Origin of the sequence: Pseudomonas sp. FP2294, from assembly GCF_030687625.1 — a bacterium.
GTDB classification, from domain to species: Bacteria; Pseudomonadota; Gammaproteobacteria; order Pseudomonadales; family Pseudomonadaceae; genus Aquipseudomonas; species Aquipseudomonas shahriarae.
Genome location: NZ_CP117441.1, coordinates 1,333,160 through 1,357,482 on the forward strand (window position 1 = coordinate 1,333,160; position 24,323 = coordinate 1,357,482).

Below are 24,323 nucleotides of genomic sequence, written 5' to 3' on the forward strand. Positions count from 1 at the left end.
GGGGTAATTCAGGACTTGGCCTTGAAGGCTTCCAGTTGGCCAAAACCTGTCGGCGAGGTTTGGCTTTCCATCTTCACGCAGGTGCCTTCAGGGACCAGGTTCCAGGCGTTGGCCTGGTAGTCGGTTTTCGAGGTGCCCGCACAGGTAGTGCCGGGGCCTGCGGCGCAGTCATTCTTGCCTTTGAGGGCGACGCCGAAGCATTTTTCCATCTTCGCGTCGTCGGCATGGGCGACAGTGGTCAGGGTGCTCAGGCTCAAGGCCGACCCCAGGGCGAGGACGAGGGTGGCGGCGGACAGCGAACGGGTGGTCATGATGTTTCTCCAGCAGTGAGGTGGGTAAGCAAGCGTTTGTGCTTGCATACCCCACTAGAGAAAGGGGGGAGGGGATCGTTACAGGCGGCTCGAATAAAAGTTAAAACAATGCAAATTCTACGGTTCACACAAAGCAAATGTGGGAGCGGGTTTGCTCGCGATAGAGGTGTGTCAGCCAAACCATCCGGCACCGACACACCGCCTTCGCGGGCAAGCCCGCTCCCACATTCAGACCCTAGCCGCCGAGGTAAGCCTCGCGCACTTTCGGGTCGGTCAGCAGTTGTTCGCCGCTGCCCTGCATCACTACCCGGCCGTTTTCCAACACATAGGCGCGGTCGGCAATTTTCAGTGCCTGGTTGGCGTTCTGTTCCACCAGGAACACCGTCACACCGTCCTTGCGCAGTTGCTCGATGATGTCGAAGATCTGCTGGATGATGATCGGGGCCAGGCCCAGGGACGGCTCATCCAACAGCAGCAGCTTGGGCTTGCTCATCAGCGCACGGCCGATGGCAAGCATTTGCTGTTCGCCACCGGACATGGTGCCGCCGCGCTGGCTGAAGCGCTCCTTGAGCCGAGGGAACAGGTGCAGCACCTTGTCCATCTGCTCCTGGTAGTCGCCCTTGTCGGTAAAGAACCCGCCCATGGCCAGGTTCTCTTCCACGGTCAGGCGGGCAAACACCCGACGGCCTTCCGGGACCACGGCAATGCTCTTGCGCATGATCGCCGCAGAGTGCTGGCCCACCAGTTCCTCACCCATATAGCGGATGCTGCCGCTGTGAGCCTGGGGCGAGCCGCACAAGGTCATCAGCAAGGTGGATTTGCCGGCACCGTTGGCACCGATCAGGGTGACGATCTCGCCCTGGCGCACTTCCACGTTGACGTCGTGCAGGGCCTGGATCTTGCCGTAGAAAGTGGAAACGTTTTCGAATTGCAGCATTTACGCTTCCCCCAAATAGGCTTTGATCACTTCCGGGTTGTCGCGGATCTGCTCCGGCGTCCCGTTGGCCAATGGCGCGCCCTGGTTGATCACGACGATATGGTCGGAAATGCTCATGACCAGTTTCATGTCGTGTTCGATCAGCAGCACGGTGGCGTTGTTTTCTTCACGCAGCACACCGATCAACGCCTTGAGGTCTTCGGTTTCCTTGGGGTTGAGGCCGGCAGCCGGTTCGTCGAGCATCAGGATCCGCGGGCGGGTCATCATGCAGCGGGCGATTTCCAGGCGCCGTTGCTGACCGTAGGCCAGGGTGCCGGCCGGGCGGTTGGCAAACTCGGTCAGGTTGACCTTGTCCAGCCAGTACGCGGCGTACTCCATGGCCTCGCGCTCGCTCTTGCGGAACGCCGGGGTCTTGAACAGGCCCGCGAAGAAATTGGTGTTCAGGTGCCGGTGCTGGGCGATCAGCAGGTTTTCCACGGCGGTCATGTCCTTGAACAACCGCACGTTCTGGAAGGTCCGCACCACGCCCTTGCGGGCGATCTCGTGACCGGCCAGGCCCTGGATCGGCTGGCCGTCCAGCAGGATGCTGCCACCGGCCGGTTTGTAGAAACCAGTCAGGCAGTTGAACACCGTGGTCTTGCCGGCGCCGTTGGGGCCGATCAACGCGACCACTTGTTTCTCTTTGACGGTCAGGGCGACGCCATTGACCGCCAGCAAGCCGCCGAAGCGCATGCTCAGGTTTTCGACTTTCAGGATCTCGCGGCTCATTTGCGCAGCTCCATATGTGGACGTTGCATGGGCAGCAGGCCTTGAGGGCGCCAGATCATCATCAGCACCATCATGGCGCCGAACATCAACATGCGGTACTCGCTGAATTCACGCATCAGTTCCGGCAGCAGGATCATCACGATGGCCGCAAGGATCACGCCCAACTGCGAGCCCATGCCACCCAATACCACGATGGCGAGGATGATTGCCGACTCGATGAAGGTGAACGATTCCGGTGTCACCAAACCTTGGCGAGCGGCAAAGAAGCTACCGGCAAAACCGGCGAACGCGGCACCCAGGGTGAAGGCCGAGAGCTTGATGACGGTCGGGTTCAGGCCCAGCGCGCGGCAGGCGATTTCGTCTTCACGCAGCGCTTCCCAGGCACGCCCGATCGGCATGCGCAGCAGGCGGTTGATCACGAACAGCGCGGCCAGGGCCAGCAACAGGGCGACCAGGTACAGGAACACCACCTTGCTCACCGGGTTGTAGGCAATCCCGAAGTACTCGTGGAAGGTCTGCATGCCTTCGGCAGCGGAGCGATCAAACGACAAGCCGAAGAACGTTGGCTTGGGAATGCTGCTGATGCCGTTGGGGCCGCCGGTGATATCGGTGAGGTTACGCAGGAACAGACGGATGATTTCACCGAAGCCCAGGGTCACGATGGCCAGGTAGTCACCGCGCAGGCGCAACACCGGGAAGCCCAGCAGGAAGCCGAAGGTGGCCGCCGCCATGCCGGCCAGAGGCAGGCAGATCCAGAAGCTCCAGCCCAGGTAGTGCGAGAGCAGCGCGTAGGTGTAGGCACCTACTGCGTAGAAGCCCACATAACCCAGGTCGAGCAGGCCCGCGAGGCCCACCACGATGTTCAGGCCCAGGCCCAGCAGCACGTAGATCAGGATCAGGGTGGCGATATCCACCGCACCACGGGAGCCGAAGAATGGCCAGATCAACGCGGCCACGATCAGGCCGATGATGATGTAGCGCTGGGTGCGCGGCAGGGTCAGGAACTGGCTGACCTTGGGCGAGACCAGCGGGCCACGGTTGGACTTGAGCAGCGCACCGACCTGCTGGGTGAACAGCACCCGCAGGAACATCAGCACCGAGCACAGGGCAATGATGGTCAGGGTGACTGGCCCGGTGCCGTGTACTTCAAGGTTGATCCCGACAATGCTCAGCTTGAGCCCGAGTACCGGAAAGGCCACGGCCCATACCAGCAAGGCGCTGAAAAACGCCGATTTAAGATATCTGCTCATACTTTCTCAACCTCCGGACGGCCCAGGATGCCGGTCGGCCGGAATAACAGCACCAGAACCAATAGACCGAATGCCACCACGTCCTTGTACTGGTCGCCGAAGATATCGGCACCAAAGGCTTCGGCCACACCCAGCACCAGCCCGCCGAGCATCGCGCCCGGAATACTGCCGATGCCGCCGAGGACCGCCGCAGTGAAGGCTTTGAGCCCCACCAGGAAGCCGGCGTTGGGGTTGATCACGCCATACTGCATGCTCAGCAACACGGCAGCGACGGCGGCCAGTGCGGCGCCGATGACGAAGGTCAGGGCAATGATGTTGTTGGTGTTGATACCCAGCAGGTTGGCCATCTTGATGTCTTCGGCGCAGGCCCGGCAGGCGCGCCCCAGACGGGAGCGGGAGATGAACAGGGTCAGGCCCAGCATGGCCACCAGGGTGACGACGAAGACCAGGATCTGCATGTAGGAAATCAGCACTTCTTCTGCACCACCTGGACCGAAGGAAAAGCTCCCCGGGATCAGGTTGGGAATGGACTTGTCCTTGGAGTCCTGGGACAGCAATACGGTGTTCTGCAGGAAAATCGACATGCCGATGGCAGAAATCAACGGGATCAGGCGGTTGCTGCCACGCAAGGGGCGGTACGCAACACGTTCGATACTGTAGCCGTAGGCACTGGTTACGACGATTGACGCAAGGAACGCGGCAGTCATTAACAGCGGCAGGGAGTGGATACCCATCATGGCCAGCCCGGCAATGGCGATAAACGCCACGTAGGAGCCAATCATGTACACCTCGCCGTGGGCGAAGTTGATCATTCCAATGATGCCGTAAACCATTGTGTAGCCAATGGCTATCAAGGCATAGGTGCTGCCAATGGTCAGGCCATTAACCAGCTGTTGGAAAAAATGATAGATCTCAGGCATTACAGCGCTCCTAAAAACCCGATACGCATTTCACTGGTGGAGTCATCTTCCTGCTCGGTGCTGTGTTCTGTGAGCACATTTGCACAAAGCATTTGCCAGCGAACCGCTGGTGACGGTTTTAAGATTTTCAGGTGAACCAGCGCCCGGATCGCGGGTGCGTGGCCCATAAACCTCGTAAAACAAAACCCACTGCTTGCACAGTGGGCTTGTTATCCAGTAACGCCTGGCTTACTGAGGGGAAACTTCGGTTTTTGGTTGACCGAAGTGCCATTCGTAGACCACGAACTTGAAGTCTTTCAGGTCGCCGTTCTTATCGAAGCTCAGGTCGCCGGTCGGGGTCTTGAAGGTGCCCGCGTGGATGGCCTCTGCCACTTTGGTGGTGTCTTCGCTTTTGGCAGCTGCGATGCCGCCCGCGATGATTTCAACCGCCGAGTAGGCTGGGAACACGAACGGACCGCTTGGGTCTTTGCCGTCAGCCTTGAGTGCGTCGACGATGGCCTTGTTCGCAGGGTCGGCGTCGAAGGATTTCGGCAGGGTGACCAGCAGGCCTTCGGAGGCTTTCTGGGCGATTTGCGAGATGGAGTCGTTGCCCACGCCTTCCGGGCCCATGAACTTGGCTTTCAGGCCTTTTTCCTGGGATTGACGCAGGATCAGACCCAGTTCTGGGTGGTAGCCGCCGTAGTAGACGAAGTCGACGTTGGCTTGCTTGAGCTTCTGGATAATCGAGGAGAAGTCCTTGTCGCCGGCGTTCAGGCCTTCGAACACGGCAACCTTGGTGCCTTTGCTCTCGAGGGTCTGCTTAACGGCGGTGGCGATGCCTTCACCGTATTGTTGCTTGTCGTGCAGGACTGCCACGACCTTCGGCTTGACGTGGTCGGCGATGTAGTTGCCGGCCGCTGGGCCCTGGGCGCTGTCCAGGCCGATGGTACGGAAGATCAGCTTGTAGCCACGGGAGGTGATTTCCGGGCTGGTAGCCGCCGGAGTGATCATGATCACGCCTTCGTCTTCGTAGATGTCGGTTGCAGGTTGAGTGGAGCTGGAGCAGAGGTGGCCGACCACGAACTTGACGCCGTCGTTGACCACTTTGTTGGCGACGGCAACGGCTTGTTTAGGGTCGCAAGCGTCGTCGTATTCCTTGGCCTCAAGCATTTTGCCATCGACACCGCCCTTGGCGTTGATGTCCTTGATGGCTTGCTTGGCGCCCATGAACTGCATATCGCCGTATTGGGTCACAGGGCCGGTTTTAGGGCCGGCAATACCGATCTTGATGGTGTCAGCTGCGAACGAATGGCCGGCAACCCCAGCCAGGACCATAGCGGCAAACAGTTTGGAAATCTGCTTAGTAGCCTTATTCATAGTGCTCCACTCTTACTGTTGTATTTTTTATAGTTCTAGCGGCCTTGTGGGCTACAGAACCGGATCAGATATCTCGGATATCCCCCGGCAGCGGCCTGGCAACTGTACCGGTACAGTGTAGAGCGCCGGTTGATCGCTTGAAAAGCTGGCTGCTGGGGGCAAACGCCGGGTATGTCGCTTAAATGAAAGAAAAAGACAGAATAGCGGCGGGTGCTTGCCAGAGTCTCGGGCAATCCTTGGCGTTCCTGACACTTTCAATCGGTGCCTCAATTGCAACTGGGTTTTTCTGGGGAAGCCTCGACGGTATGATTGCGCCGATTTTTTCCTCAGGTGAGTTCCCATGACGCAAGAACCTAGCACCCTCTATGCCAAGCTGCTCGGCGAAACCGCGGAAATTTCCTGGAAGGAGCTCGAACCGTTCTTTGCCAAGGGTGCCCTATTGTGGGTCGACGCTGGCCTGGATTTGATCGAAGCGGCCGAGGGAATGGCCGAGGACAACCGTGACAAAGTGGCCGCCTGGCTGGCCTCCGGGAGCCTTGGCGAAGTGTCTGCGACGCGGGCATTGGACCTGGTGGAGCGTGATCCGAGCTTGTGGGCGGTGGTGGTTTCACCGTGGATTCTGATCCAGGAAAGGGCATCGAACTAAACGCGCGCACCGAAATAGTGCGAGTTGCGCGCCATTAAAAGTGTGTAGCGGAGTAACCGCTTTGCCCATGATGGCAACTGGCCGTGAAGAAAGGTCACAGGCGAGGGTGACGTAAACGTCAGGGGAACAGTTTTGCGGGGCGCGGATGGCCTGGGGAATTGTTTCTTGGTGTGGCAAGGTTAGGGGTATTTGTTGCCGGTTAGACCGCTATCGCAGGCAAGCCAGCTCCCACATCCAGCCGCATTCCAAGAGTGGAACTCGGACAACTGTGGGAGCGGGCTTGCTCGCGATGGGCGCACCTCGGTCTAGGCGGTCTTGCCCGTATGGTTGTTCAGCGAGATCACCTTGGTCTTGCCAATCCGGTGACGATAAATCTCACGCAGGTACTTGATCGCCTTCTTCACGCAATCGCGCGACAGGCGAATGTCGTTGATCGAGACAAACTTCTCTTTGTCGTTGATCAGCTCGCGGTACTTCTTCTCATACATCGGCTTGATCGCGTACCAGTTGGTATCGAGGATCTTCGCCGGGTTCTCGAATTCGTTGAGCAACTCGTCGATACGGTCCTCGTCGAAGTCTTCATGGATGATGAAGTCCAGGATCGAGTTGTCCAGGGTCTCGTCGAAACGGTACGGGTTGCGGGCAAAGCAGCGCTTGATAAAGGCCACGATCAACGTCAGGAAGTCATCCGACAGGCACGGGCTCTTGGCGATCAGGGTGGTCAACGACAGGTTGGCCGAAGCACCGATCACCAGGGCGTAGCGCTTGAGGGTGGTGTTGGGGAACAGGCTGTTGAGGTGGGTCTTGAGCCGGTTCAGGTCCATATAGGACAGTTTGTAGTCCTTGGGCAGGGAGACGATGGACACCACCGACGAGCAGTTCTTGAAGAAGTGCAGGTCATGCAGGGCCGCTGCGTCATAGCCGGAGTTCTTGTACTGCTCCAGGGAGGCCTTGTAGCGCTTGGATTCGATCGGCAACAGGCTGATGCCTTCGATGGCCTGGGTGACTTTATTGAAGTGGGGCAGGTCGATGGAGCGGAAGAACAAATCGTCGATGTTCAGGCGCTGCGGCTCTTTTTCAAACACCTTGAACTTGTCGTTGCTCGGCGCCGGGGTTTCCGGGACCACCGACTCGGCGTAGGCAATTGCCACCGGCCCGGCCAGGCTCATGAACAGGTCGTTGGCGTCCAGGCGAATGGTTTCACCGATGTCGATGCCGGCGCGGCGGAAATAGTTCTGGTCATAGTCGGTCGTCACCGCCTGAGCCGTCAGGATGTTGAAGATCTGCTGTGAGATGTACTGGTTGGCGTGTTTTTCCATGGCATTGACGTCAATGTTCTGGATGTTGCCGTCGTCGCTTTCTTCGGCGTAACGCATGATGTCGTTGGAGATCAGCATCATCGCGTTCCACGGGCGGATACGGCCTTTGACACTGGCCTCGCTGCTGTCTTCATTGTCGAAGTTGTACGAGAAATCCCATTCCTCCGACAGGTACTTGCACAGCAGCCGACCGGCGTTGATGTGCAGCGCCTCGGACATTTCGCTGCGGTGATCGGAGATGTTCGGCAGCACGCAGATCCCGCTGGTGAAAATCGGCTCGAACACAAAGGCATGGCCGCTCTTGCTGTCATGCTCGTCGGCAGGTTTGGTGTCGAAGGTCTTGTTCATGTACGAGTGTTGCTGGGCCAGGCCAAACTCCGAGGCCATGCCCGAGCCGGTGCCGCCGCCGGCGCTGAAGATCGAGAAGTACAGGCGCGACTGGTTGGCCTTGATCCCGCAGGAGTCGATCAGGTACGAATGGATCATCTTCCAGTCAGGGCTGGAAAAACGCTGGGTGTCTTTGTTGAGGATGATCTTGGCCAGGTACTGGCCGAGGATCGGTGCGTTACCGGCGCCACCGGCATGCACTTCCGACAGGTCCATGATTTTCATTTTGCTGTAGTCGCGCAAAAAGCCGCTTTTCTCGCCCTTGCGCGAGAAACGGATGCGTCCGGCGATGTCTTTGTCCAGGTCGCCGAGCATCACCAGGGGTTCTACCAGAAACACCGGCTTGCTGGCCTTGCTGGCGCCCAGGCGCAGGTTGTTACGGATCCACTGGGCCGGGCTGTAGCCTTTTTCAACGTAGGATTTGTCTTCGGTGCTGAACTCGTTCAGATAAAACTTGCGGGCGTTGTACACCAGTTCCGCCACATCCAGGGCGATGTTGGAACCACAGCGCCCCAGGCCGATCAGGCAGACCGAGGGAAACTCCTGCTCACTGTGCAGCTCGCTGTCACCGTCAAGGTGCGGCGGGCGCGGGAACACCATGTCGCGCAGGCCATCGAGGTTGTCGAGGATGCGGTCGGTGTTGGTTTCGGTGAAGTACAGGTATTGCTGGGTGCCCAGCGCACGTTGACTGGTCAATGACTTTGAACCTGAGGGTTTTTCCGCAGGCGCTGTCAGCAACACGTCGGATACCGCGGTAACAGGATTATTTTTAGAAGTCATTGTGCGCCATGTGCCTGGACGGATGGCCGGAAAACATCAAAGAGCCATCACCGAGTGAGAGTTCGCGACTTTACCCGATAGGGTTTAACCCTAGGTTTTCTAGGGAAAAGCTACGTTGGACTCTCATGAATCGGCCGTTCGTCGGCGTTCTTTAATCAAATACTGGCTATTTGCCCTGATGCTGGCGTTTCAGCGAATAGGGCGGACTACCGAAGAACCCGTCGATGAACCCTTGGCGCTGGTCGTGTCCTTGCTGCCCGCCAGGCCCGGCGGGTTGCGCTGGTCAAGTGCCGTGATCACGGCACTGATTTCACTGGCCGGCACCGCTGCACTGAGCAGGTAACCCTGCACGTAATCGCAGCCATGTTTGATCAACAGCTCCAGTTGCTGCTGGGTTTCCACGCCTTCGGTAATGACCTGTAGGTGCAGGGTGTGGGCCATGCCGATGATTGCCTGGACAATCTCCATATCGGAGGTGGACTTGGGAATGTCCTGGATAAAGGAGCGGTCGATCTTCAGCGTGTTGAGGGGCAGGCGCTTGAGGTAGGAGAGGGAGGAGTAGCCGGTGCCGAAGTCGTCGATGGACAGCGCCACACCCAGCGCACGGATTTGCCGCAGCAGGATCAGGGTGCTGCTGATGTTGCCCATCAAGGCATTCTCGGTCACTTCCAGCTCCAGGCGGCTGGCGGCGATGCCGCTGTTGCGCAAGGCGTATTCGATTTCATCTGCCAGTTCGTCCCGGGCCAGGTTCAGGGCCGAACAATTCACGGCCATGACCAGGTCCGGGTGCCCCTGGTCCGTCAGCCAACCCAGGTCGGCACAGGCCTGGCGCAGCACCCAGTTGTCCAGCTCGGCGATCAGGCCGTTGTTTTCGGCGATGCCGATAAACCGTTCGGGCGCCAGCAGCCCATGTTGCGGGTGTTGCCAGCGCACCAGGGCTTCGAGGCGGGTGACCTTGCCTTTGTGCAGGTCCAGAATCGGTTGGTAGTGCAGGACCAGTTCCTTTTGGTTGCGCAATGCATTGCGCAATTCCTCTTCCAGCTGCAGTTCGAGAAAGGCCCGGGTTTTCAGGTTGGAGCTGAAGAAGTTCAAGCTGTTGCGCCCGCCATCCTTGGATTGATACAGCGCCAGGTCGGCGGTTTTCAGCAGTTCCTCGCAGGTGGTCCCGTCCTCGGGAAACACGCTGATACCGATGCTGGTGGTCATCACCATGCGCCGGCCAGCCAGCTCGATGGGCTCTTTCATTTTCTGCATGATGCGCTGGGCCATGTGCCGCGCTTCGTCGCGATGACGGATGTTGATCAGGATGCAGAATTCATCACCGCCAAAGCGCGCCACTACATCATTGTGACTGCGTATCGAACTCTTGATATGGCCGGCCAGGACTGTCAGCAGCTCATCGCCGGCATCATGGCCGAGGCTGTCGTTGATCCGCTTGAAGTGGTCGATGTCGAGGAAGATCACCGCCAGCATGCCCTCGGCCTGGGCTTTCTGCGCGAGGCTTTCGGCGAAGATCTGGTTGAAGCCCCGGCGATTGAGCAGGCTGGTCAGGGCGTCGTAGTGGGCCACTTGCTGCAGGGATGCGCGCGCCTGGTCCAGCTCGGTCAGCAGGGCATTGACCCGACGCAGGTCGCGTTCCTTGTGCTGCAGTTTTTTGTCGGCGAGGGCCGCGCTGATGCTGCTGCCGATGACCAACAACGTGATGACGGCCACCGACAGGCCCAGTTGCGTCGGGTTGTTGTCGATGGGCAATGCCGGCAAGGCCCCGGTGGGCAGCAGCAATTGCATGGCAGCCATACCGGTGAAGTGCATGCTGATAATGCCGGCACCGAGCACCAGGCTGGCAGCGTACTTGAGCAGTTGGTGGAACATTCCATTGCCATTGCGCAGGTAGCGGGACAACAGCAAGGCGGCCAGGCTGGCGCCAATGGCAATGGCCACCGACAACCCAAACAGCCCGCTGGAAAAATACACCTGGGCCTCGGAGCGCATGGCGGCCATGCCCACGTAGTGCATCAGGGCGATGCCCAGGCCCATGCAGGTGGCCGCCGTCAGGTACTGATGAAAACGCATTCGGGCATGACTGAGGGTTTGCATGGCGAACAACGAAGCGATCAATGCGATCGCCAATGAAGCCAGCGTCAGGAACCATTCGTAATGGATAGTGATGGGCGCCTGGAGCGCCAGCATGCTGATGAAGTGCGTCGACCAGATCCCGCCGGCCAGGCAACCGGCACCGATCCAGCGCCAATGGCGTTTTGCCGTCAGGTTATCAACGTGGCCGACACGCTCCGCCATGTCCAGGGTGCCAAAGCTCGCGGCGCAGGCAACCAGGTACGCCAGTAGCACCAGGAAGGGGTTATGGGTGCAATTAAGTAATAAATACCCGCTCTCGGGAAGCGGGGTAAAAAAATGCAGACCCAGCCATTCCATAGCACGTCCCGTTGCAGAGTCATCTCGTGTCACTGCGCGTGGCGATGACCTATGGAATCGAGTATAGAAGGCTCAACGGAATCGCAAGCCGTAATGGCATTTTGATTGCTTTGATTTTGGCATGCTCCCCATAGCCAATGGTGCTAAGCACTGATGGGCAGCTCGAACTCGTAAGGCGGTTGCTCCAGCGGCGCCAAGCCGAATGCGGCGCGGGCGGCGTCGCAATCGACGTTCACTTCACCCTGGCTCCATGAGGCCTCGAACTCCCGGCACACGCTGGAACGCTGCTCGTAGATCGAACAACGGGTGGTGCTGCCCACTTCGCCTTCCAGGCTGCAGCAGCGTGCCGGTTTCTGGTCGGTGCCGATCATCGCCACCCGCGTGGGGTTGATCTGTACCACGCGGTCATCGGGTACGGTGCCGCCTGATGAGGCGCATTCGCCCCAAAAGAAAGACACGCGAAAGTGTGAACAGCAGGCACCGCAATTCAGACACGGACTGGCATCGGACATGGCACGTCATCAATAAGAGGTAAGGGGGAACTGCGGAAGGCTCGCTATTCTATGCCTGCCAAGGCGCTTGGGAAGGGGGGCGCATGCTTATTTTTTTAGCGGGAAAATCCGGCTGTCCTGGATGAAATTACGCCCTATCAGCTTTACGAATCATTACAGACAACCGCGCCGCGCCTGACTAGATTGCAGGTTCCGGGCAGGATGCGTCGGCATCGAGCCTCTATAACAATAAAAGAGACGGACCCATGCAGAACTCGACCCAAGCGGCGAATGCCTGGCGCATTCTGTTCCTGCTGTTCCTGGCCAACCTGTTCAACTTCTTTGATCGCACGATCCCGGCGATCATCATCGAGCCGATCCGCATGGAATGGCACCTCAGTGACTTCCAGCTCGGCATCATCGGCACCGCATTCACCATCGTCTATGCGATTGCCGGCTTGCCCCTGGGGCGCCTGGCCGATACCGGCTCGCGCAGCAAGCTGATGGGCTGGGGCCTGGCGAGTTGGAGCGCGCTGACGGCGGTCAACGGCATGGTTGGCAGCTTCTGGACCTTTCTGCTGGTGCGCATGGGCATCGGCATTGGTGAAGCCAGTTACGCGCCGGCCGCCAACTCGTTGATCGGCGACCTGTTCCCGGCCCACCGTCGCGCCCGGGCCATGGGGATTTTCATGCTTGGCCTGCCCCTGGGCCTGTTGCTGGCGTTCTTCACCATCGGTGCGATGGTCGAGGCGTTCGACAGCTGGCGTGCGCCGTTCTTTATTGCGGCCGTCCCTGGGCTGATCCTTGCGGTGTTCATGTTCTACATCAAGGAGCCCAAGCGCGGCGCCGCCGAAACCGTGCAAGTCTCCCAGGAGAAAGTCGACCGGCCGATCCGGCGCGTGCTGGCGGTGCCGACCTTTCTGTGGCTGGTGCTGGCGGGGCTGTGCTTTAACTTTGCGACCTATGCCTGTAACTCGTTCCTGGTGCCGATGCTGCAGCGTTACTTCCTGATGCCTTTGCAGGAAGCGGCCGTGGCGACCGGGGTGATTGTCGGCGTGACCGGTCTGTTCGGCCTGACCTTGGGCGGCCTGGTGGCGGACAAGATTCACCAGCGCATTGCCAATGGCCGCTTACTGTTTGCCGCCTTCAGCCTGATTATCTCCACGGTATGCACTGCCTGGGCCCTGCATGCGGGGCGCATCGAGATCGGGGTGTTTGTCGCGGTGTTCAGTGTGGGCTGGTTGTTTGCCTATAACTTCTACACCTGCGTGTACACGGCGATCCAGGATGTGGTGGAGCCGCGTCTGCGGGCCACGGCCATGGCGCTGTTTTTCGCCGGCCTGTATCTGCTGGGGGGTGGCATGGGGCCGGTGGTGGTGGGCGCGCTGTCTGATCACTTTGCCCATGCGGCAATGTACGCGGCGGGTGCCGAGCAAATGACCGAGGCGTTCAAGGCGGTGGGGCTGCATGACGCCATGTACCTGATTCCGGTGGCGTTGTTCCTGACCATGCTGTTTCTGTTCCAGGCTTCGCGGTGTTTTGTGCGCGATGCCAAGCGGATGAAGGATGGGTTGGGGAGGGTTGAGGTGCCGGCGGCGGCTACTGCTTGAAACCGAGGTGACGCCAGCGCAGCATAGGTATCTACACAACTCTTTTATCTAGTGCTTATTGGGTTTGTGTACATATCCGTTACTGCGGTCACGGCGGCTATTGGTTCCGCCCTTACGGCGGGTCACTTTCGAAGAGCGCGAAAGTAACCAAAGCGCTTTTTCCCCACCACTCGGTGCCTCGCCTAGGCTCGGCATGCCCGCAGTCAGGCATTGCTCCGCGGGCCCGCCGCGATCGGCCATCCATGGCCGTGTCGCGGCTACCCCGGCATCCATGCCGGGGTGCCCACTGCGCAATGCCTGCCTGCGGCCATCGTGGTTTAACGGGGCGCCTCAGATCAAGATCAAAAGCAGAGCAACAGCAAAGCAAGAGCGTGAAGCTGCATTCCCCTGTGGGAGCGGGCTTGCCCGCGATGACGGTGTATCAGTCGATAAATCTATTGGCTGACCTGCCGCCATCGCAGGCAAGCCAGCTTGTATGGTTAGACTTGTAGGGGTGGTGGGACTAAAAGCCAGCATCTGACTCTAGCCAGTACAGACCGTGGGAGACTTCGCCCCACCCCTTCACCAAAGCGCCGATAAGGAATGCATCGGCCATGACCGACGATAGAAGCAAGCCAGCGCAACGGTGAAGCCCCGACAAGCCCGTAAACCCTAACCCGGAGCTTTTCTCATGGCAATGACTGTCTCGCAATCAATCATTGGAGTGGATGTCGCTAAAGCCGAAGTAGTTGTTTATCAAAGTGAAACTGCTGAAACAAAGATCGTATCGAACAAGAAAAGCGAGCTGAAGGCATGGCTGAAGTCTTTGCCTGCGGGCAGCGCCATCGCAATTGAAGCCACCAATATCTATCACGTGGATACCGTCAACTTGGCTCATTCGATGGGCCATATCGTTTACGTGATTGATGGATATCGCCTTAGCCATTACCGCAAAGGCACAGGTGGTCGCGCTAAAACAGACTTCAGTGATGCGCAGTTGCTGGCTCGCTACTTGAAGAATGAACAGGCTGATTTACGCGCCTGGAATCCGCCGCCGAAGATTTATACCAAGCTTCAAAGCTTGCTGCGTCGACGCGCAGCGCTGGTGAAAATGCGTGTTGCACTGAATCAGAGCTGGGCGGGCGAGCCATCACTCAAGGCCTCGTCCAAGAGCATTTCAGCGTGTCTTGATAGGCATGAGGGGCTCATTGAGAAAAGGATATTAGATGCTGTTACTGAGGCGGGGCTTTTGCATCAGGTCAAGCGCTGCCAAGCCGTCGAGGGCATTGGTTTTCTGACAGCGGTTGCCCTGGTAATGGCGTTTCAGCGAGGAGAATTTGAAAGTGCTGACGCTTACATCGCGTTCTTGGGAATGGACTTGAGAGTATCCGATTCCGGGCAAATGAGCGGACGCCGCTCATTGAGCAAGAAGGGAGATTCAGAGATACGCAGATTGCTGCATAACGCGGCGTCAGCAGGTATCAGGTCAGAAGCCTGGAAACCTTTATACGAGGGTTATCTAGCCAGGGGCCTGAAAACGACTCAAGCCCTGGTCATCATTGGCCGCAAGCTGGCGCGCATCGCCTTTTCGCTCATGAAAAACCTGAGCGAATACCAGTCAAAAGCGGTTTTGGGGGCTTCCCCAAAACCATAGAATCTCCCACAGAAGGACGCGCACGCCTCGAAGGTCAGGCCGCCTCGCTTTGCTTTTGATCTTGATCTGAGGCGCCCCGTTAAACCACGCTGGCCGTCATCCGATATTGATTTGGGGGGTAAACCGGCAGGACACCCCCCATAAAAAAGGCCCGCATTGCGCGGGCCTTTTTGTTCATCAGGGCAGGGCGCGGATCAACCGGCGACCAACACCCGAATCGCCTCCAACCGCAGCGCCGCCTTGTCGAGCATAGCCAGGCCTTGCTCGCGCTGTTGGCGCAGGGCAACCAGTTCGCTGTCGCGTACGGTCGGGTTGACGGCTTGCAGGGCGGTCAGGCGCGCCAGCTCTTCGTCGGTGTCTGCCGCCAGGCGACGTTGCGCCTCGGCCACACGTTCGGCGTGGCGCGGGGCGATTTTCTCTTCGCCGGCGTTGATCCGTGGCGTCAGCTGATCGCGCTGGGCCTGCACGAACTTGTTGGCGCTGGCCCGTGGCACGCTTTCCAGCTGGTCGTTGAGGGTGGTGAAGGACACCCGGCCCGACAAGTCATTGCCATTGGCATCCAGCAGGCAGCGCAGGGCCGCCGGGGGCAGGTAGCGACCCAGTTGCAGCGAACGCGGTGCCACCACTTCACTGACATAGAGCAGTTCCAGCAACACAGTGCCTGGCTTCAGCGCCTTGTTCTTGATCAGCGCCACTGCGGTGTTGCCCATGGAACCGGACAGCACCAGGTCCATGCCGCCCTGGACCATCGGGTGCTCCCAGGTAATGAACTGCATGTCTTCGCGAGACAGCGCCTGGTTGCGGTCGTAAGTGATGGTCACGCCTTCGTCATCGCCGAGGGGGAAGCTGGCGTCGAGCATTTTTTCGCTGGGCTTGAGGATCAGCGCGTTTTCCGAATGGTCTTCGCTGTCGATGCCGAACGCGTCGAACAGGGTTTCCATGTAGATCGGCAGGGTGAACTGATCGTCTTGCTCCAGGATGTCCTCGACCAGCGCATCACCTTCGCCAGCGCCGCCGGAGTTGAGCTCCAGCAAACGGTCGCGGCCGGTGTGCAGCTCGGCTTCAAGGCGCTCGCGCTCGGTGCGGGCTTCGTCGATCAGGGCTTGCCATTCGCCGTCGTCGGCATTTTCCAGCAGCGGCAGCAGGCGCGGGCCGAACTGGTGCTGCAAGGCGTTGCCGGTCGGGCAGGTGTTAAGGAAGGCATTCAAGGCTTCGTGGTACCACTGGAACAGCCGCTCTTGCGGGCTGGTTTCCAGGTATGGCACGTGGAGCTCGATCACATGCTTCTGGCCGATCCGGTCCAGACGCCCGATGCGCTGCTCCAGCAAGTCCGGGTGCGATGGCAGGTCGAACAGCACCAGATTGTGGGCGAACTGGAAGTTGCGGCCTTCACTGCCGATTTCCGAACAGATCAGCACCTGGGCGCCGAACTCTTCATCCGCGAAGTAGGCGGCGGCACGGTCCCGTTCGAGGATGTTCATGCCCTCGTGGAACACCGTGGCCGGGATGCCGGAACGCACGCGCAGGGCGTCTTCCAGGTCCATGGCGGTTTCGGCGTGGGCGCAGATCACCAGGACTTTGGTGCGCTTGAGCATTTTCAGCTGGTCGATCAGCCACTCGACGCGCGGGTCGAAGCGCCACCAGCGGTTTTCTTCTTCTATATCCGGTTGCGACTGGAAGCTGACTTCCGGGTACAGCTCGGCATGCTCGCCCAGCGGCAGCTCCAGGTATTCGTCCGGGCACGGCAGCGGGTAGGCGTGCAGCTTGCGCTCGGGGAAGCCTTGTACGGCGGCGCGGGTGTTACGGAACAGCACGCGGCCGGTGCCGTGGCGGTCCAGCAGCTCACGCACCAGGCGCGCACTGGCTTCGGTGTCGCCATCGTTGACGGCAGCCAGCAGTGCTTCGCCTTCGTTGCCGAGGAAGCCCTGGATAGTCTTGTGCGCGGCCGGCGAGAGGCGACCCTTGTCCATCAGTTCCTGGACGGCTTCGGCGACCGGGCGATAGTTCTCGCTCTCGGCGCGGAAGGCTTTGACGTCATGGAAACGGTTCGGGTCCAGCAGGCGCAGACGGGCGAAGTGGCTGTCCTGGCCCAGTTGTTCCGGGGTTGCGGTCAGCAGCAGCACGCCTGGAATGGTCTCGGCCAGTTGCTCGACCAGTTGGTATTCAGCGCTGGCCTTTTCTTCGTGCCAGACCAGGTGGTGGGCTTCGTCGACCACCATCAAGTCCCAGCCGGCGGCAAACAGTGCGTCCTGGGCTTTTTCGTCGTCCACCAGCCATTCCAGGGCCACCAGCGCGAGTTGGGTGTCTTCGAACGGGTTGCTGGCATCGCTTTCGATAAAACGTTCTTCGTCGAACAGCGCGACCTGCAGGTTGAAACGCCGGCGCATTTCCACCAGCCATTGGTGCTGGAGGTTTTCCGGGACCAGGATCAGTACGCGATTGGCGCGCCCGGACAGCAGTTGGCGATGGATCACCAGGCCGGCTTCGATGGTCTTGCCCAGGCCCACTTCGTCGGCCAGCAGCACCCGTGGCGCGATCCGGTCAGCCACTTCACGGGCGATGTGCAGTTGGTGCGCAATCGGCTGCGCACGCACGCCGCCCAGGCCCCAGAGCGAGGACTGCAACTGGCGGCTGGTGTGTTCCAGGGTGTGGTAGCGCAGGGAGAACCAGGCCAGCGGGTCGATCTGGCCGGCGAACAGACGGTCGCTGGCGAGGCGGAACTGGATGAAGTTCGACAGTTGGGTTTCCGGCAGGGTGACCTGCTCGTTCTGCCCATTGAGGCCGTGGTAGACCAGCAGGCCGTCGACATCGTCGACCTCGCGCACGGTCATCTTCCAACCTTCGAAGTGGGTGATGGTGTCACCCGGCGAGAACCTCACGCGAGTGAGGGGCGCATTCCGTAGCGCATACTGGCGGGTGTCGCCAGTGGCCGGATAGAGCACGGTCAACAAGCGGCCGTCCTGTGCCAGAACGGTGCCTAACCCCAGCTCTGCTTCGCTGTCACTAATCCAGCGTTGCCCCGGTTGATACTGCTGCGCCATGCTGCCTGACTCCCGCCGTGAAAAAGCCGACTATTCTAACGGAACAAGGCCCCCAGCCAAAGGACTCTGACAAAAACTACTCCGCTTGCCGGAGTGAAAGAGGACGATTCGACGGGTGGCAGGGCACTGGCGACTGACGACTGGGTCACAAGTTGGCGGCCCCAGGCTCAAGTCGCTGGTACAGCAGCCGACAGCCTGCTGACAGGAGACCAATAATTATGCTGCCACCGATCTTGCCCTTGAGTGTTGTGCCGGTCACGTCACAACTCGACCCCGTGCGCCCCAAACCCGATATCCCGCCGGTGGTGCCTGCGCAGGCGAGTTCCAGCGAAAGCACCATTGACCTCAAGAACCGCGACGCGGAGCAATCGACCCTGATGCTGCGCGAGGAACAACGACGCCAGCAGGAACAGCAAAAACGCCGGCGCGAGGCCGACGAAGATCCCGAGCAGCACCTGGCTATTCCTGGTGACGAACTGAATGCCGATAACACCGTGCCGGTCGCGCCGCTGATCGAGGATGCACCCCGCCAGGGGTTGTGGGTGGACGTCGAGGTTTGACCCCTGGGCGGGCCAGGACGCATTATTGAGTCAATCCAGCCACCACGTAAGCCATGCCATGAGTGACGACAAGCTGATCGACCTGACTGCCGAACGCGCCAAACGGGTCCACGATCTCAATGACAAGCGCCTGAATGACGTGCGCCAGGCGTTCGAGCAGGCCATGCCGCTGGGCAAGGCGAAGAAAAAGTCGAAAAACAAACCGAAAAAGCGCTGAAATGCCCTGAATCTATTGATTCAGGTCAGTTATCTCCCTTCTTTACGCCCCGTTGCGGGCGACATTGATCCCCGTCAATTTCTGCCTCCGACTTCTTGGTTAACTTAGCCCCATCGCAACAAGGCAAGAGCAGGAGGCCGGTCATGTTTTTCGATAATGTGGTTTTTGCCGGGGTGCTGACTGTCGGCCTCATGGTGCTGTTTTTTGTAGGGTTTGGATTTTTTATCTGGAAAGACGCGAACAAGCGTAAAAAACCATAGGTTTTTCCGGGTTACATGAGCACGCAAGGCATTTTGGGCGACTTCGGTCGCCCTTTTTTTTGCCCGATATTTAGCTCTCTAGCCACAAAGGCACAAAAAAAGGCGTGACCCTCGCAGGTCACGCCTTTTTAATTGCGTTGTCGGTTAACTGCCCAACGCCTTGGACGCCAGCCAGAACAACCCGGCCGACAGGCTCACTGTGGCTGGCAGGGTCAGGATCCAGGCCATCAGGATGGTCTTCACGGTGCCGCCTTGCAGCCCGCTCTTGTTCGCGACCATGGTCCCGGCCACGCCCGAAGACAGCACGTGGGTGGTGGACACCGGCAGGGCGAAGATATTGGCAAAGCCAATCATGGTGGCGGTGGTGATTTGCGCTGACATGCCCTGGGCATAGGTCATGCCCTGCTTGCCGATCTTCTCGCCAATCGTCAGTACCACGCGCTTCCAGCCCACCATGGTGCCCAGGCCAAGGGCCAGGGCCACGGCGAGGATTACCCAGAACGGTGCGTATTCGGTGGTGGCGGTCAGGTCTTTGCGCAGTTTTTCCAGGTCCGACTTCTCGCGGGAATCAAGGCCAGGCAGCTTGCCGACTTTCTTCGCGGTGTCGTCCAGGCACAGCAGGTAGCGACGGACTTCAATGCGCTGGTCGGAGGTCAAGGAATGGTAGTCAGAGACACCCTTCAATGTGCCGAGGAGGGCGTTGATGGTCGGCTCGGTCTGTTGCGGGTTGCAACGGAACTTGCCTGGCAGGTCGTCTCTGACACTTTTGCCCAGGGCAAGGAATTCGCCGAGGGTTTCGTGGTTGCGCTGGTAGAACTGGTTGAGGTGCAGGGTGGCGTCGCGGGTTCGCTCGATCTGGTAAGTGGTGCTGCCCAGATCGAGTACGAACTGCGCGGGCACGATACCGATCAGCACCAGCATGATCAGGCCAATACCTTTCTGGCCGTCGTTGGAGCCATGCACGAAACTCACGGCCATCGCGGAAATCACCAGTACCAGGCGGTTCCAGAACGGCGGGTGTTTCTTGTCGTCGAGCTTGCGGCGCTGGTCCGGTGTCTTGTGCATCTTGGACAGCGGACGCCACCATTTAAGGCCAATCAACACCAGGGCTGCGACCAGGAAGCCGGCCATGGGCGAGAACACCAGCGAGGCGCCGATATCAATGGCCTTCTGCCAGTTGACCCCGTCTGCCAGCGGAATATCGTTGATCAAGGCATTGGCCAGGCCGACACCGAGGATCGAACCGATCAGGGTGTGGGAGCTGGATGCCGGGATCCCGAAATACCAGGTGCCGAGATTCCAGGTGATGGCCGCTGCTAATAATGAAAACACCATGGCCAGACCATGGCCGGTGTTTACATTGATCAGCAACTCCACCGGCAGCAGGTGCACGATGGCATAGGCAACGCCCACCCCGCCGAGCAACACGCCGAGGAAGTTGAACACCCCGGAAAAGAATACGGCCAGGTGCGGCGGCATCGCTTTGGTATAGATGACTGTGGCCACCGCGTTAGCGGTGTCATGAAAGCCATTGATGAACTCGAAGGCGAGGACAAAGGCGAGGGCGAGCAACAGGCTCACAAGAACCCAAGCATCCAGTCCGCTGAATAAATCGATCATGAAGGTTTTATGACCCGGTCGTAAGGGGGCGCGATTATGCCAGAAAACCTCAGTAATCTATGCACTAGCTGCTCGCCGGTAACATTCTTCAACGAATTAATTTGGAGGAGGGGTGCGACTACCAGATATTTCGGTGGTTTGGCAACTCATTGATTTATAAAGAATAGAGGGGCCGTGGCAGGGTGCGACAATTAAGATGAAGGGTCTGAAACAGGTGTATGAAATTTCGTCAGAGCGGCGAAACTGACGATTGCAGGGCAAAACCCGGGCGCCCCTGCCAGGGGGGCTGGCAGGGCAATGACTTGCCAGGAAGGCTCAGTCCGAGAGGCTTATGGCTCTTCGGCCTTGAGGTCCTTTTCGATCTTTTGGATTTCCTGGGCAAATGCCTGGTCGAGCAGACTGGCTCGTTTGCGCCATGGTTTGCGCTCCGGCTCAGGTTGGGCGGCGTAGGTGGTGACTTCCCCGCCGTAAACATCCTTGTAACGTTGTTCCTGGCGCTCAAGTTCCGCGCGCAGTTCGTCTTTCGTCACTTTGTTACCTAATTGAGTTGAGTTTGATTCCGGTGATGCGCGATGACGCAAGTGATGGGCGTATTACACGATCAACCACTTCAGTTATTGCACGCGGCCACGGCACCGGGGAAGAACAGCTGTCGTAGCAACAGTTTTCTTTTTACATCACAAATATGGGCAGGCTGTGGAGCTGAGTACCCGGTATCTGCAACCCAGGCCAGGACAAGGAAAAGCTGAGGCTTGGTGGGGGCAGGCATGCCCTTGAGGCCAACTCGACCTTGTCACAGGGTGCATTATAGCGGCGCATTTGCATAAGACTATCGTCAACAAGTTAAAAAACGTCAACTTGGCGTAGCTGTATTGCTATTCACCTCATGTCGGGAACTTGACGCCGTACTTGCCTAACACTCTGTATGTGACAGTTGCACGGTCGTTAATTAAGTCAACATTGCCAGGCCGAACGCCGTCGGTTAAGTGAGTGCAACAAATTCAGTGCGGGGCCTGGCAGCGCCCAGCGGCGTAAATTGCGATTATCGAATGACCGTCCGATAATCGCCCAATGTTGGCGCCCTTGCCTTGTACATCCGTTGCCTGCCGGCTTGTAATGGCGCTTGAAAATAAGAGAAAGGACCTGAAATGAACGATCAATTGCGCAACTCCTTTGCCTCAGTGGCGCCGCCGATCGTTGCGTCACCGGCCAAGCGCATCCAGGCGTTTACCGGCGACCCGGATTTCATGACCTCCCTGGCCCGCGGGCTGGCCGTGGTACAGGCGTTCCAGGAGCGCAAGCGGCACCTGACCATCGCCCAGATCAGCCATCGCACGGAAATCCCCCGCGCTGCCGTCAGGCGTTGCCTGCATACCTTGATCAAACTCGGCTACGCCACCACCGACGGGCGCACGTACTCCCTGCTGCCCAAGGTCCTGACCCTCGGCCATGCCTATCTGTCGTCCACGCCCCTGGCGGTTTCTGCCCAGCCTTACCTGGACCGCATGAGTGAGCAGCTTCATGAAGCCTGCAACATGGCGACCCTGGAGGGCGACGACATCCTCTATATCGCCCGATCCGCCACCACCCAACGCCTGATTTCGGTGGATCTTTCGGTCGGTGGCCGACTGCCAGCTTATTGCACCTCCATGGGCCGAATCCTCCTGGCGGCCCTGGATGACGCGTCGCTGCAGGACTACCTGGACCATGCCGACCTGCAAACCAAGACCAGCCGCACCCTGACCACGCCGCAAGCCTTGCTTGAATGCCTGCAACAAGTGCGGCAACAGGGCTGGTGCATTGTCGACCAGGAACTGGAGCAGGGTCTGCGCTCCATCGCCGTGCCGGTGTATGACGCGTCCGGCCAGGTATTGGCTGCGCTGAATGTCAGCACCCACGCCGGGCGGGTCAGCCGCAGTGAGCTGGAACAACGTTTCCTGCCGAGCATGCTCTGCGCCAGCCAGGAGCTGAGTGCCCAGTTGTTTGCTTAAGCTGTTCGGTGACCGCACAGATCCCGGTTTGACGAATTGACGGTGTTTCCCCTGGCTCATTAATGTCGCGGCAGCGTGATTGACCGCGACAGCCTCTACCGCCGCGGTTTCGGTTTCGCCCCAATAATAATGACGACTCGCCGTCGTCCGCCCGCCATCGGTGTGGAAATAAAAATAATGAATCAGCCTTCGCCTTCTGTTGGTACATGTCTGGACGTGCAGTCCTTTATCAATGCGCAACCGCTGTCCCGCTATCAATGGCGGGTGGTGATCCTGTGCTTCCTGATTGTCTTTCTCGATGGCCTGGATACCGCGGCCATGGGCTTTATTGCGCCGGCACTGTCCCAGGATTGGGGGATCGACCGTGCCAGCCTCGGCCCGGTGATGAGTGCCGCGTTGATCGGCATGGTGTTTGGCGCCCTGGGTTCAGGCCCGTTGGCCGACCGTTTCGGACGCAAGGTGGTGTTGGTCGGCGCTGTGCTGGTGTTCGGTGCGTTCAGCCTGGCCTCGGCCTATAGCAGCAACGTTGATCAGTTGCTGGTATTGCGCTTCCTGACCGGCCTGGGCCTGGGCGCTGGCATGCCGAACGCCACGACGTTGCTGTCCGAATACACCCCGGAGCGCCACAAGTCGTTGCTGGTGACCAGCATGTTCTGCGGTTTCAACCTGGGCATGGCCGGTGGCGGGTTTATCTCGGCCAAGCTGATCCCGATGTTCGGCTGGCACAGCCTGCTGCTGATCGGCGGCATCCTGCCCTTGATCCTGGTGGGCGTGCTGGTGCTGTGGCTGCCGGAGTCGGCACGCTACCTGGTGGTGCGCAATCGCGGCACAGACAAGGTGCGCAAGGCCTTGTCACCCATCGACCCGGCCACCGTCGCCCAGGCTTCCAGCTTCAGCGTCCCGGAACAGAAAACCGTCAAGGCGCGCAATGTGTTCGCGGTGATCTTCTCTGGCACCTACAGCGCCGGCACCCTGTTGCTGTGGCTCACCTACTTTATGGGCCTGGTGATTGTGTACCTGCTGACCAGTTGGTTGCCGACCCTGATGCGTGACAGCGGCGCCAGCATGGAGCAGGCGGCTTTTATCGGCGCGTTGTTCCAGTTTGGTGGAGTACTCAGCGCCGTGGGCGTGGGCTGGGCCATGGACCGGTTCAATCCGCACAAGGTCATCGGCACTTTCTACCTGCTGGCTGGGGTCTTTGCCTACGCCGTGGGCCAGAGCCTGGGCAATATCACCCTCCTGGCCACCCTGGTGTTGATCGCCGGGATGTGCGTCAACGGTGCGCAATCGGCCATGCCTTCGTTGGCGGCGCGGTTTTACCCGACCCAGGGCCGGGCGACCGGGGTGTCCTGGATGCTGGGGATTGGCCGTTTTGGCGCGATCCTCGGTGCGTGGATGGGAGCCACGCTGTTGGGGCTGGGTTGGAACTTCGAGCAAGTGCTGACGGCACTGGTGATTCCGGCTGCATTGGCCACCACTGCGGTATTGATCAAGGGCTTGGTCAGCCACGCCGACGCCACCTGAGACTTAATGCAGGCACGGTTGAAAAATGTGGGAGCGGGCTTGCTCGCGAAGGCGGTGGCTCAGGACAAAAGTGTGTTGACTGACACACCGCCTTCGCGAGCAAGCCCGCTCCCACAGGGACGCTGTTCGCAAGGAAAGCAGAGGTGTTTGGACGACTGTTAGCCAGGCAACAATCTGTTCGATTATCGAACGGTTAGTCGATTATCGGATTGTTTGACCCCTGACCCCGGCTTACTCTTCAAGCACTTCGGCGCTGCCTCCAGCGCCTT

Annotated in this window: 20 protein-coding genes; 8 read left to right on the plus strand and 12 right to left on the minus strand. The window is 59.3% G+C overall.

Going from position 1 to position 24,323, the window contains the following annotated elements:
* Nucleotides 1–8 precede the first annotated feature (8 nt).
* From PSH73_RS05890 to PSH73_RS05915, 6 genes are all read right to left on the minus strand, one after another.
* Nucleotides 9–311 carry a DUF2282 domain-containing protein gene (locus PSH73_RS05890; RefSeq protein ID WP_057439836.1) on the minus strand — a complete coding sequence of 101 codons (303 nt, stop codon included), beginning with the start codon at nucleotides 309–311 and terminating at the stop codon, nucleotides 9–11.
* Nucleotides 312–546: 235 nt separating this feature from the next.
* Nucleotides 547–1,248 carry an ABC transporter ATP-binding protein gene (locus tag PSH73_RS05895; RefSeq protein ID WP_029297115.1) on the minus strand — a complete coding sequence of 234 codons (702 nt, stop codon included), beginning with the start codon at nucleotides 1,246–1,248 and terminating at the stop codon, nucleotides 547–549.
* Nucleotides 1,249–2,016: a high-affinity branched-chain amino acid ABC transporter ATP-binding protein LivG gene (gene livG / locus PSH73_RS05900; protein ID WP_057958728.1), complete on the minus strand. Its 768-nt coding sequence runs from the start codon at nucleotides 2,014–2,016 to the stop codon at nucleotides 1,249–1,251. It lies immediately after the preceding gene.
* The gene (locus PSH73_RS05905; RefSeq protein WP_032858082.1) at nucleotides 2,013–3,266 is read right to left on the minus strand and encodes a high-affinity branched-chain amino acid ABC transporter permease LivM; all 1,254 of its coding nucleotides are present in this window, start codon (nucleotides 3,264–3,266) and stop codon (nucleotides 2,013–2,015) included. Before PSH73_RS05905 ends, livG begins: the two co-directional genes overlap by 4 nt.
* Entirely contained in the window at nucleotides 3,263–4,186 is a 924-nt protein-coding gene (gene livH, locus PSH73_RS05910) for a high-affinity branched-chain amino acid ABC transporter permease LivH (RefSeq protein ID WP_057958729.1), read from the minus strand. The genes PSH73_RS05905 and livH overlap by 4 nt, the downstream gene beginning before the upstream one ends.
* A 228-nt stretch (nucleotides 4,187–4,414) precedes the next feature.
* The gene (locus PSH73_RS05915; protein WP_057958730.1) at nucleotides 4,415–5,542 is read right to left on the minus strand and encodes a branched-chain amino acid ABC transporter substrate-binding protein; all 1,128 of its coding nucleotides are present in this window, start codon (nucleotides 5,540–5,542) and stop codon (nucleotides 4,415–4,417) included.
* Nucleotides 5,543–5,882: 340 nt separating this feature from the next.
* Here PSH73_RS05915 and PSH73_RS05920 point away from each other — a divergent pair, with 340 nt between their 5' ends.
* Complete coding sequence (locus PSH73_RS05920; RefSeq protein ID WP_057958731.1) at nucleotides 5,883–6,188, plus strand: DUF2288 domain-containing protein; 306 nt, start codon at nucleotides 5,883–5,885, stop codon at nucleotides 6,186–6,188.
* Nucleotides 6,189–6,493: 305 nt separating this feature from the next.
* Here the strand turns inward: PSH73_RS05920 and PSH73_RS05925 are convergent, their stop codons facing one another.
* The 3 genes from PSH73_RS05925 to PSH73_RS05935 all read right to left on the minus strand — a co-directional run bounded on the left by PSH73_RS05925 (nucleotide 6,494) and on the right by PSH73_RS05935 (nucleotide 11,619).
* Nucleotides 6,494–8,674: a hypothetical protein gene (locus PSH73_RS05925; RefSeq protein WP_057958732.1), complete on the minus strand. Its 2,181-nt coding sequence runs from the start codon at nucleotides 8,672–8,674 to the stop codon at nucleotides 6,494–6,496.
* Between the two features lie 189 nt (nucleotides 8,675–8,863).
* Nucleotides 8,864–11,107 carry a bifunctional diguanylate cyclase/phosphodiesterase gene (locus PSH73_RS05930; RefSeq protein WP_057958733.1) on the minus strand — a complete coding sequence of 748 codons (2,244 nt, stop codon included), beginning with the start codon at nucleotides 11,105–11,107 and terminating at the stop codon, nucleotides 8,864–8,866.
* Between the two features lie 143 nt (nucleotides 11,108–11,250).
* Nucleotides 11,251–11,619, minus strand: a complete 369-nt coding sequence (locus PSH73_RS05935; protein WP_057958734.1) for a YkgJ family cysteine cluster protein — start codon at nucleotides 11,617–11,619, stop codon at nucleotides 11,251–11,253.
* A gap of 245 nt (nucleotides 11,620–11,864) precedes the next feature.
* Here PSH73_RS05935 and PSH73_RS05940 point away from each other — a divergent pair, with 245 nt between their 5' ends.
* Both PSH73_RS05940 and PSH73_RS05945 read left to right on the plus strand, forming a co-directional pair.
* Nucleotides 11,865–13,208, plus strand: coding sequence for an MFS transporter (locus PSH73_RS05940; RefSeq protein WP_200660235.1), 1,344 nt, complete (start codon nucleotides 11,865–11,867; stop codon nucleotides 13,206–13,208).
* A 670-nt stretch (nucleotides 13,209–13,878) separates the two neighbouring features.
* Nucleotides 13,879–14,841, plus strand: coding sequence for an IS110 family transposase (locus PSH73_RS05945; protein ID WP_076965387.1), 963 nt, complete (start codon nucleotides 13,879–13,881; stop codon nucleotides 14,839–14,841).
* Between the two features lie 194 nt (nucleotides 14,842–15,035).
* On the opposite strand, the gene rapA is transcribed toward PSH73_RS05945, so the two are convergent.
* Nucleotides 15,036–17,882, minus strand: a complete 2,847-nt coding sequence (gene rapA, locus PSH73_RS05950; protein ID WP_305462092.1) for an RNA polymerase-associated protein RapA — start codon at nucleotides 17,880–17,882, stop codon at nucleotides 15,036–15,038.
* 218 nt (nucleotides 17,883–18,100) lie between these two features.
* On the opposite strand from rapA, the gene PSH73_RS05955 reads away from it, so the two are divergent.
* From PSH73_RS05955 to ccoM, 3 genes are all read left to right on the plus strand, one after another.
* The gene (locus PSH73_RS05955) at nucleotides 18,101–18,442 is read left to right on the plus strand and encodes a hypothetical protein (RefSeq protein WP_057958736.1); all 342 of its coding nucleotides are present in this window, start codon (nucleotides 18,101–18,103) and stop codon (nucleotides 18,440–18,442) included.
* 25 nt (nucleotides 18,443–18,467) lie between these two features.
* Entirely contained in the window at nucleotides 18,468–18,659 is a 192-nt protein-coding gene (locus PSH73_RS05960; protein ID WP_128593654.1) for a hypothetical protein, read from the plus strand.
* Nucleotides 18,660–18,802: 143 nt separating this feature from the next.
* Complete coding sequence (ccoM, locus tag PSH73_RS05965) at nucleotides 18,803–18,919, plus strand: cytochrome c oxidase subunit CcoM (RefSeq protein ID WP_029297086.1); 117 nt, start codon at nucleotides 18,803–18,805, stop codon at nucleotides 18,917–18,919.
* A 144-nt stretch (nucleotides 18,920–19,063) separates the two neighbouring features.
* Here ccoM and PSH73_RS05970 read toward each other — a convergent pair whose 3' ends face one another.
* Together PSH73_RS05970 and PSH73_RS05975 are read right to left on the minus strand one after the other, a co-directional pair.
* Nucleotides 19,064–20,539 carry an inorganic phosphate transporter gene (locus PSH73_RS05970; RefSeq protein WP_057439817.1) on the minus strand — a complete coding sequence of 492 codons (1,476 nt, stop codon included), beginning with the start codon at nucleotides 20,537–20,539 and terminating at the stop codon, nucleotides 19,064–19,066.
* Between the two features lie 329 nt (nucleotides 20,540–20,868).
* A complete protein-coding gene (locus PSH73_RS05975) occupies nucleotides 20,869–21,069 on the minus strand; it encodes a hypothetical protein (RefSeq protein ID WP_029297082.1) in 201 nt (66 codons plus the stop codon).
* A gap of 618 nt (nucleotides 21,070–21,687) precedes the next feature.
* On the opposite strand from PSH73_RS05975, the gene pcaR reads away from it, so the two are divergent.
* Nucleotides 21,688–22,530, plus strand: a complete 843-nt coding sequence (gene pcaR, locus PSH73_RS05980; protein ID WP_057439816.1) for a pca regulon transcriptional regulator PcaR — start codon at nucleotides 21,688–21,690, stop codon at nucleotides 22,528–22,530.
* Nucleotides 22,531–22,707: 177 nt separating this feature from the next.
* A complete protein-coding gene (locus tag PSH73_RS05985) occupies nucleotides 22,708–24,054 on the plus strand; it encodes an MFS transporter (protein ID WP_120731986.1) in 1,347 nt (448 codons plus the stop codon).
* Nucleotides 24,055–24,323: the final 269 nt, after the last annotated feature.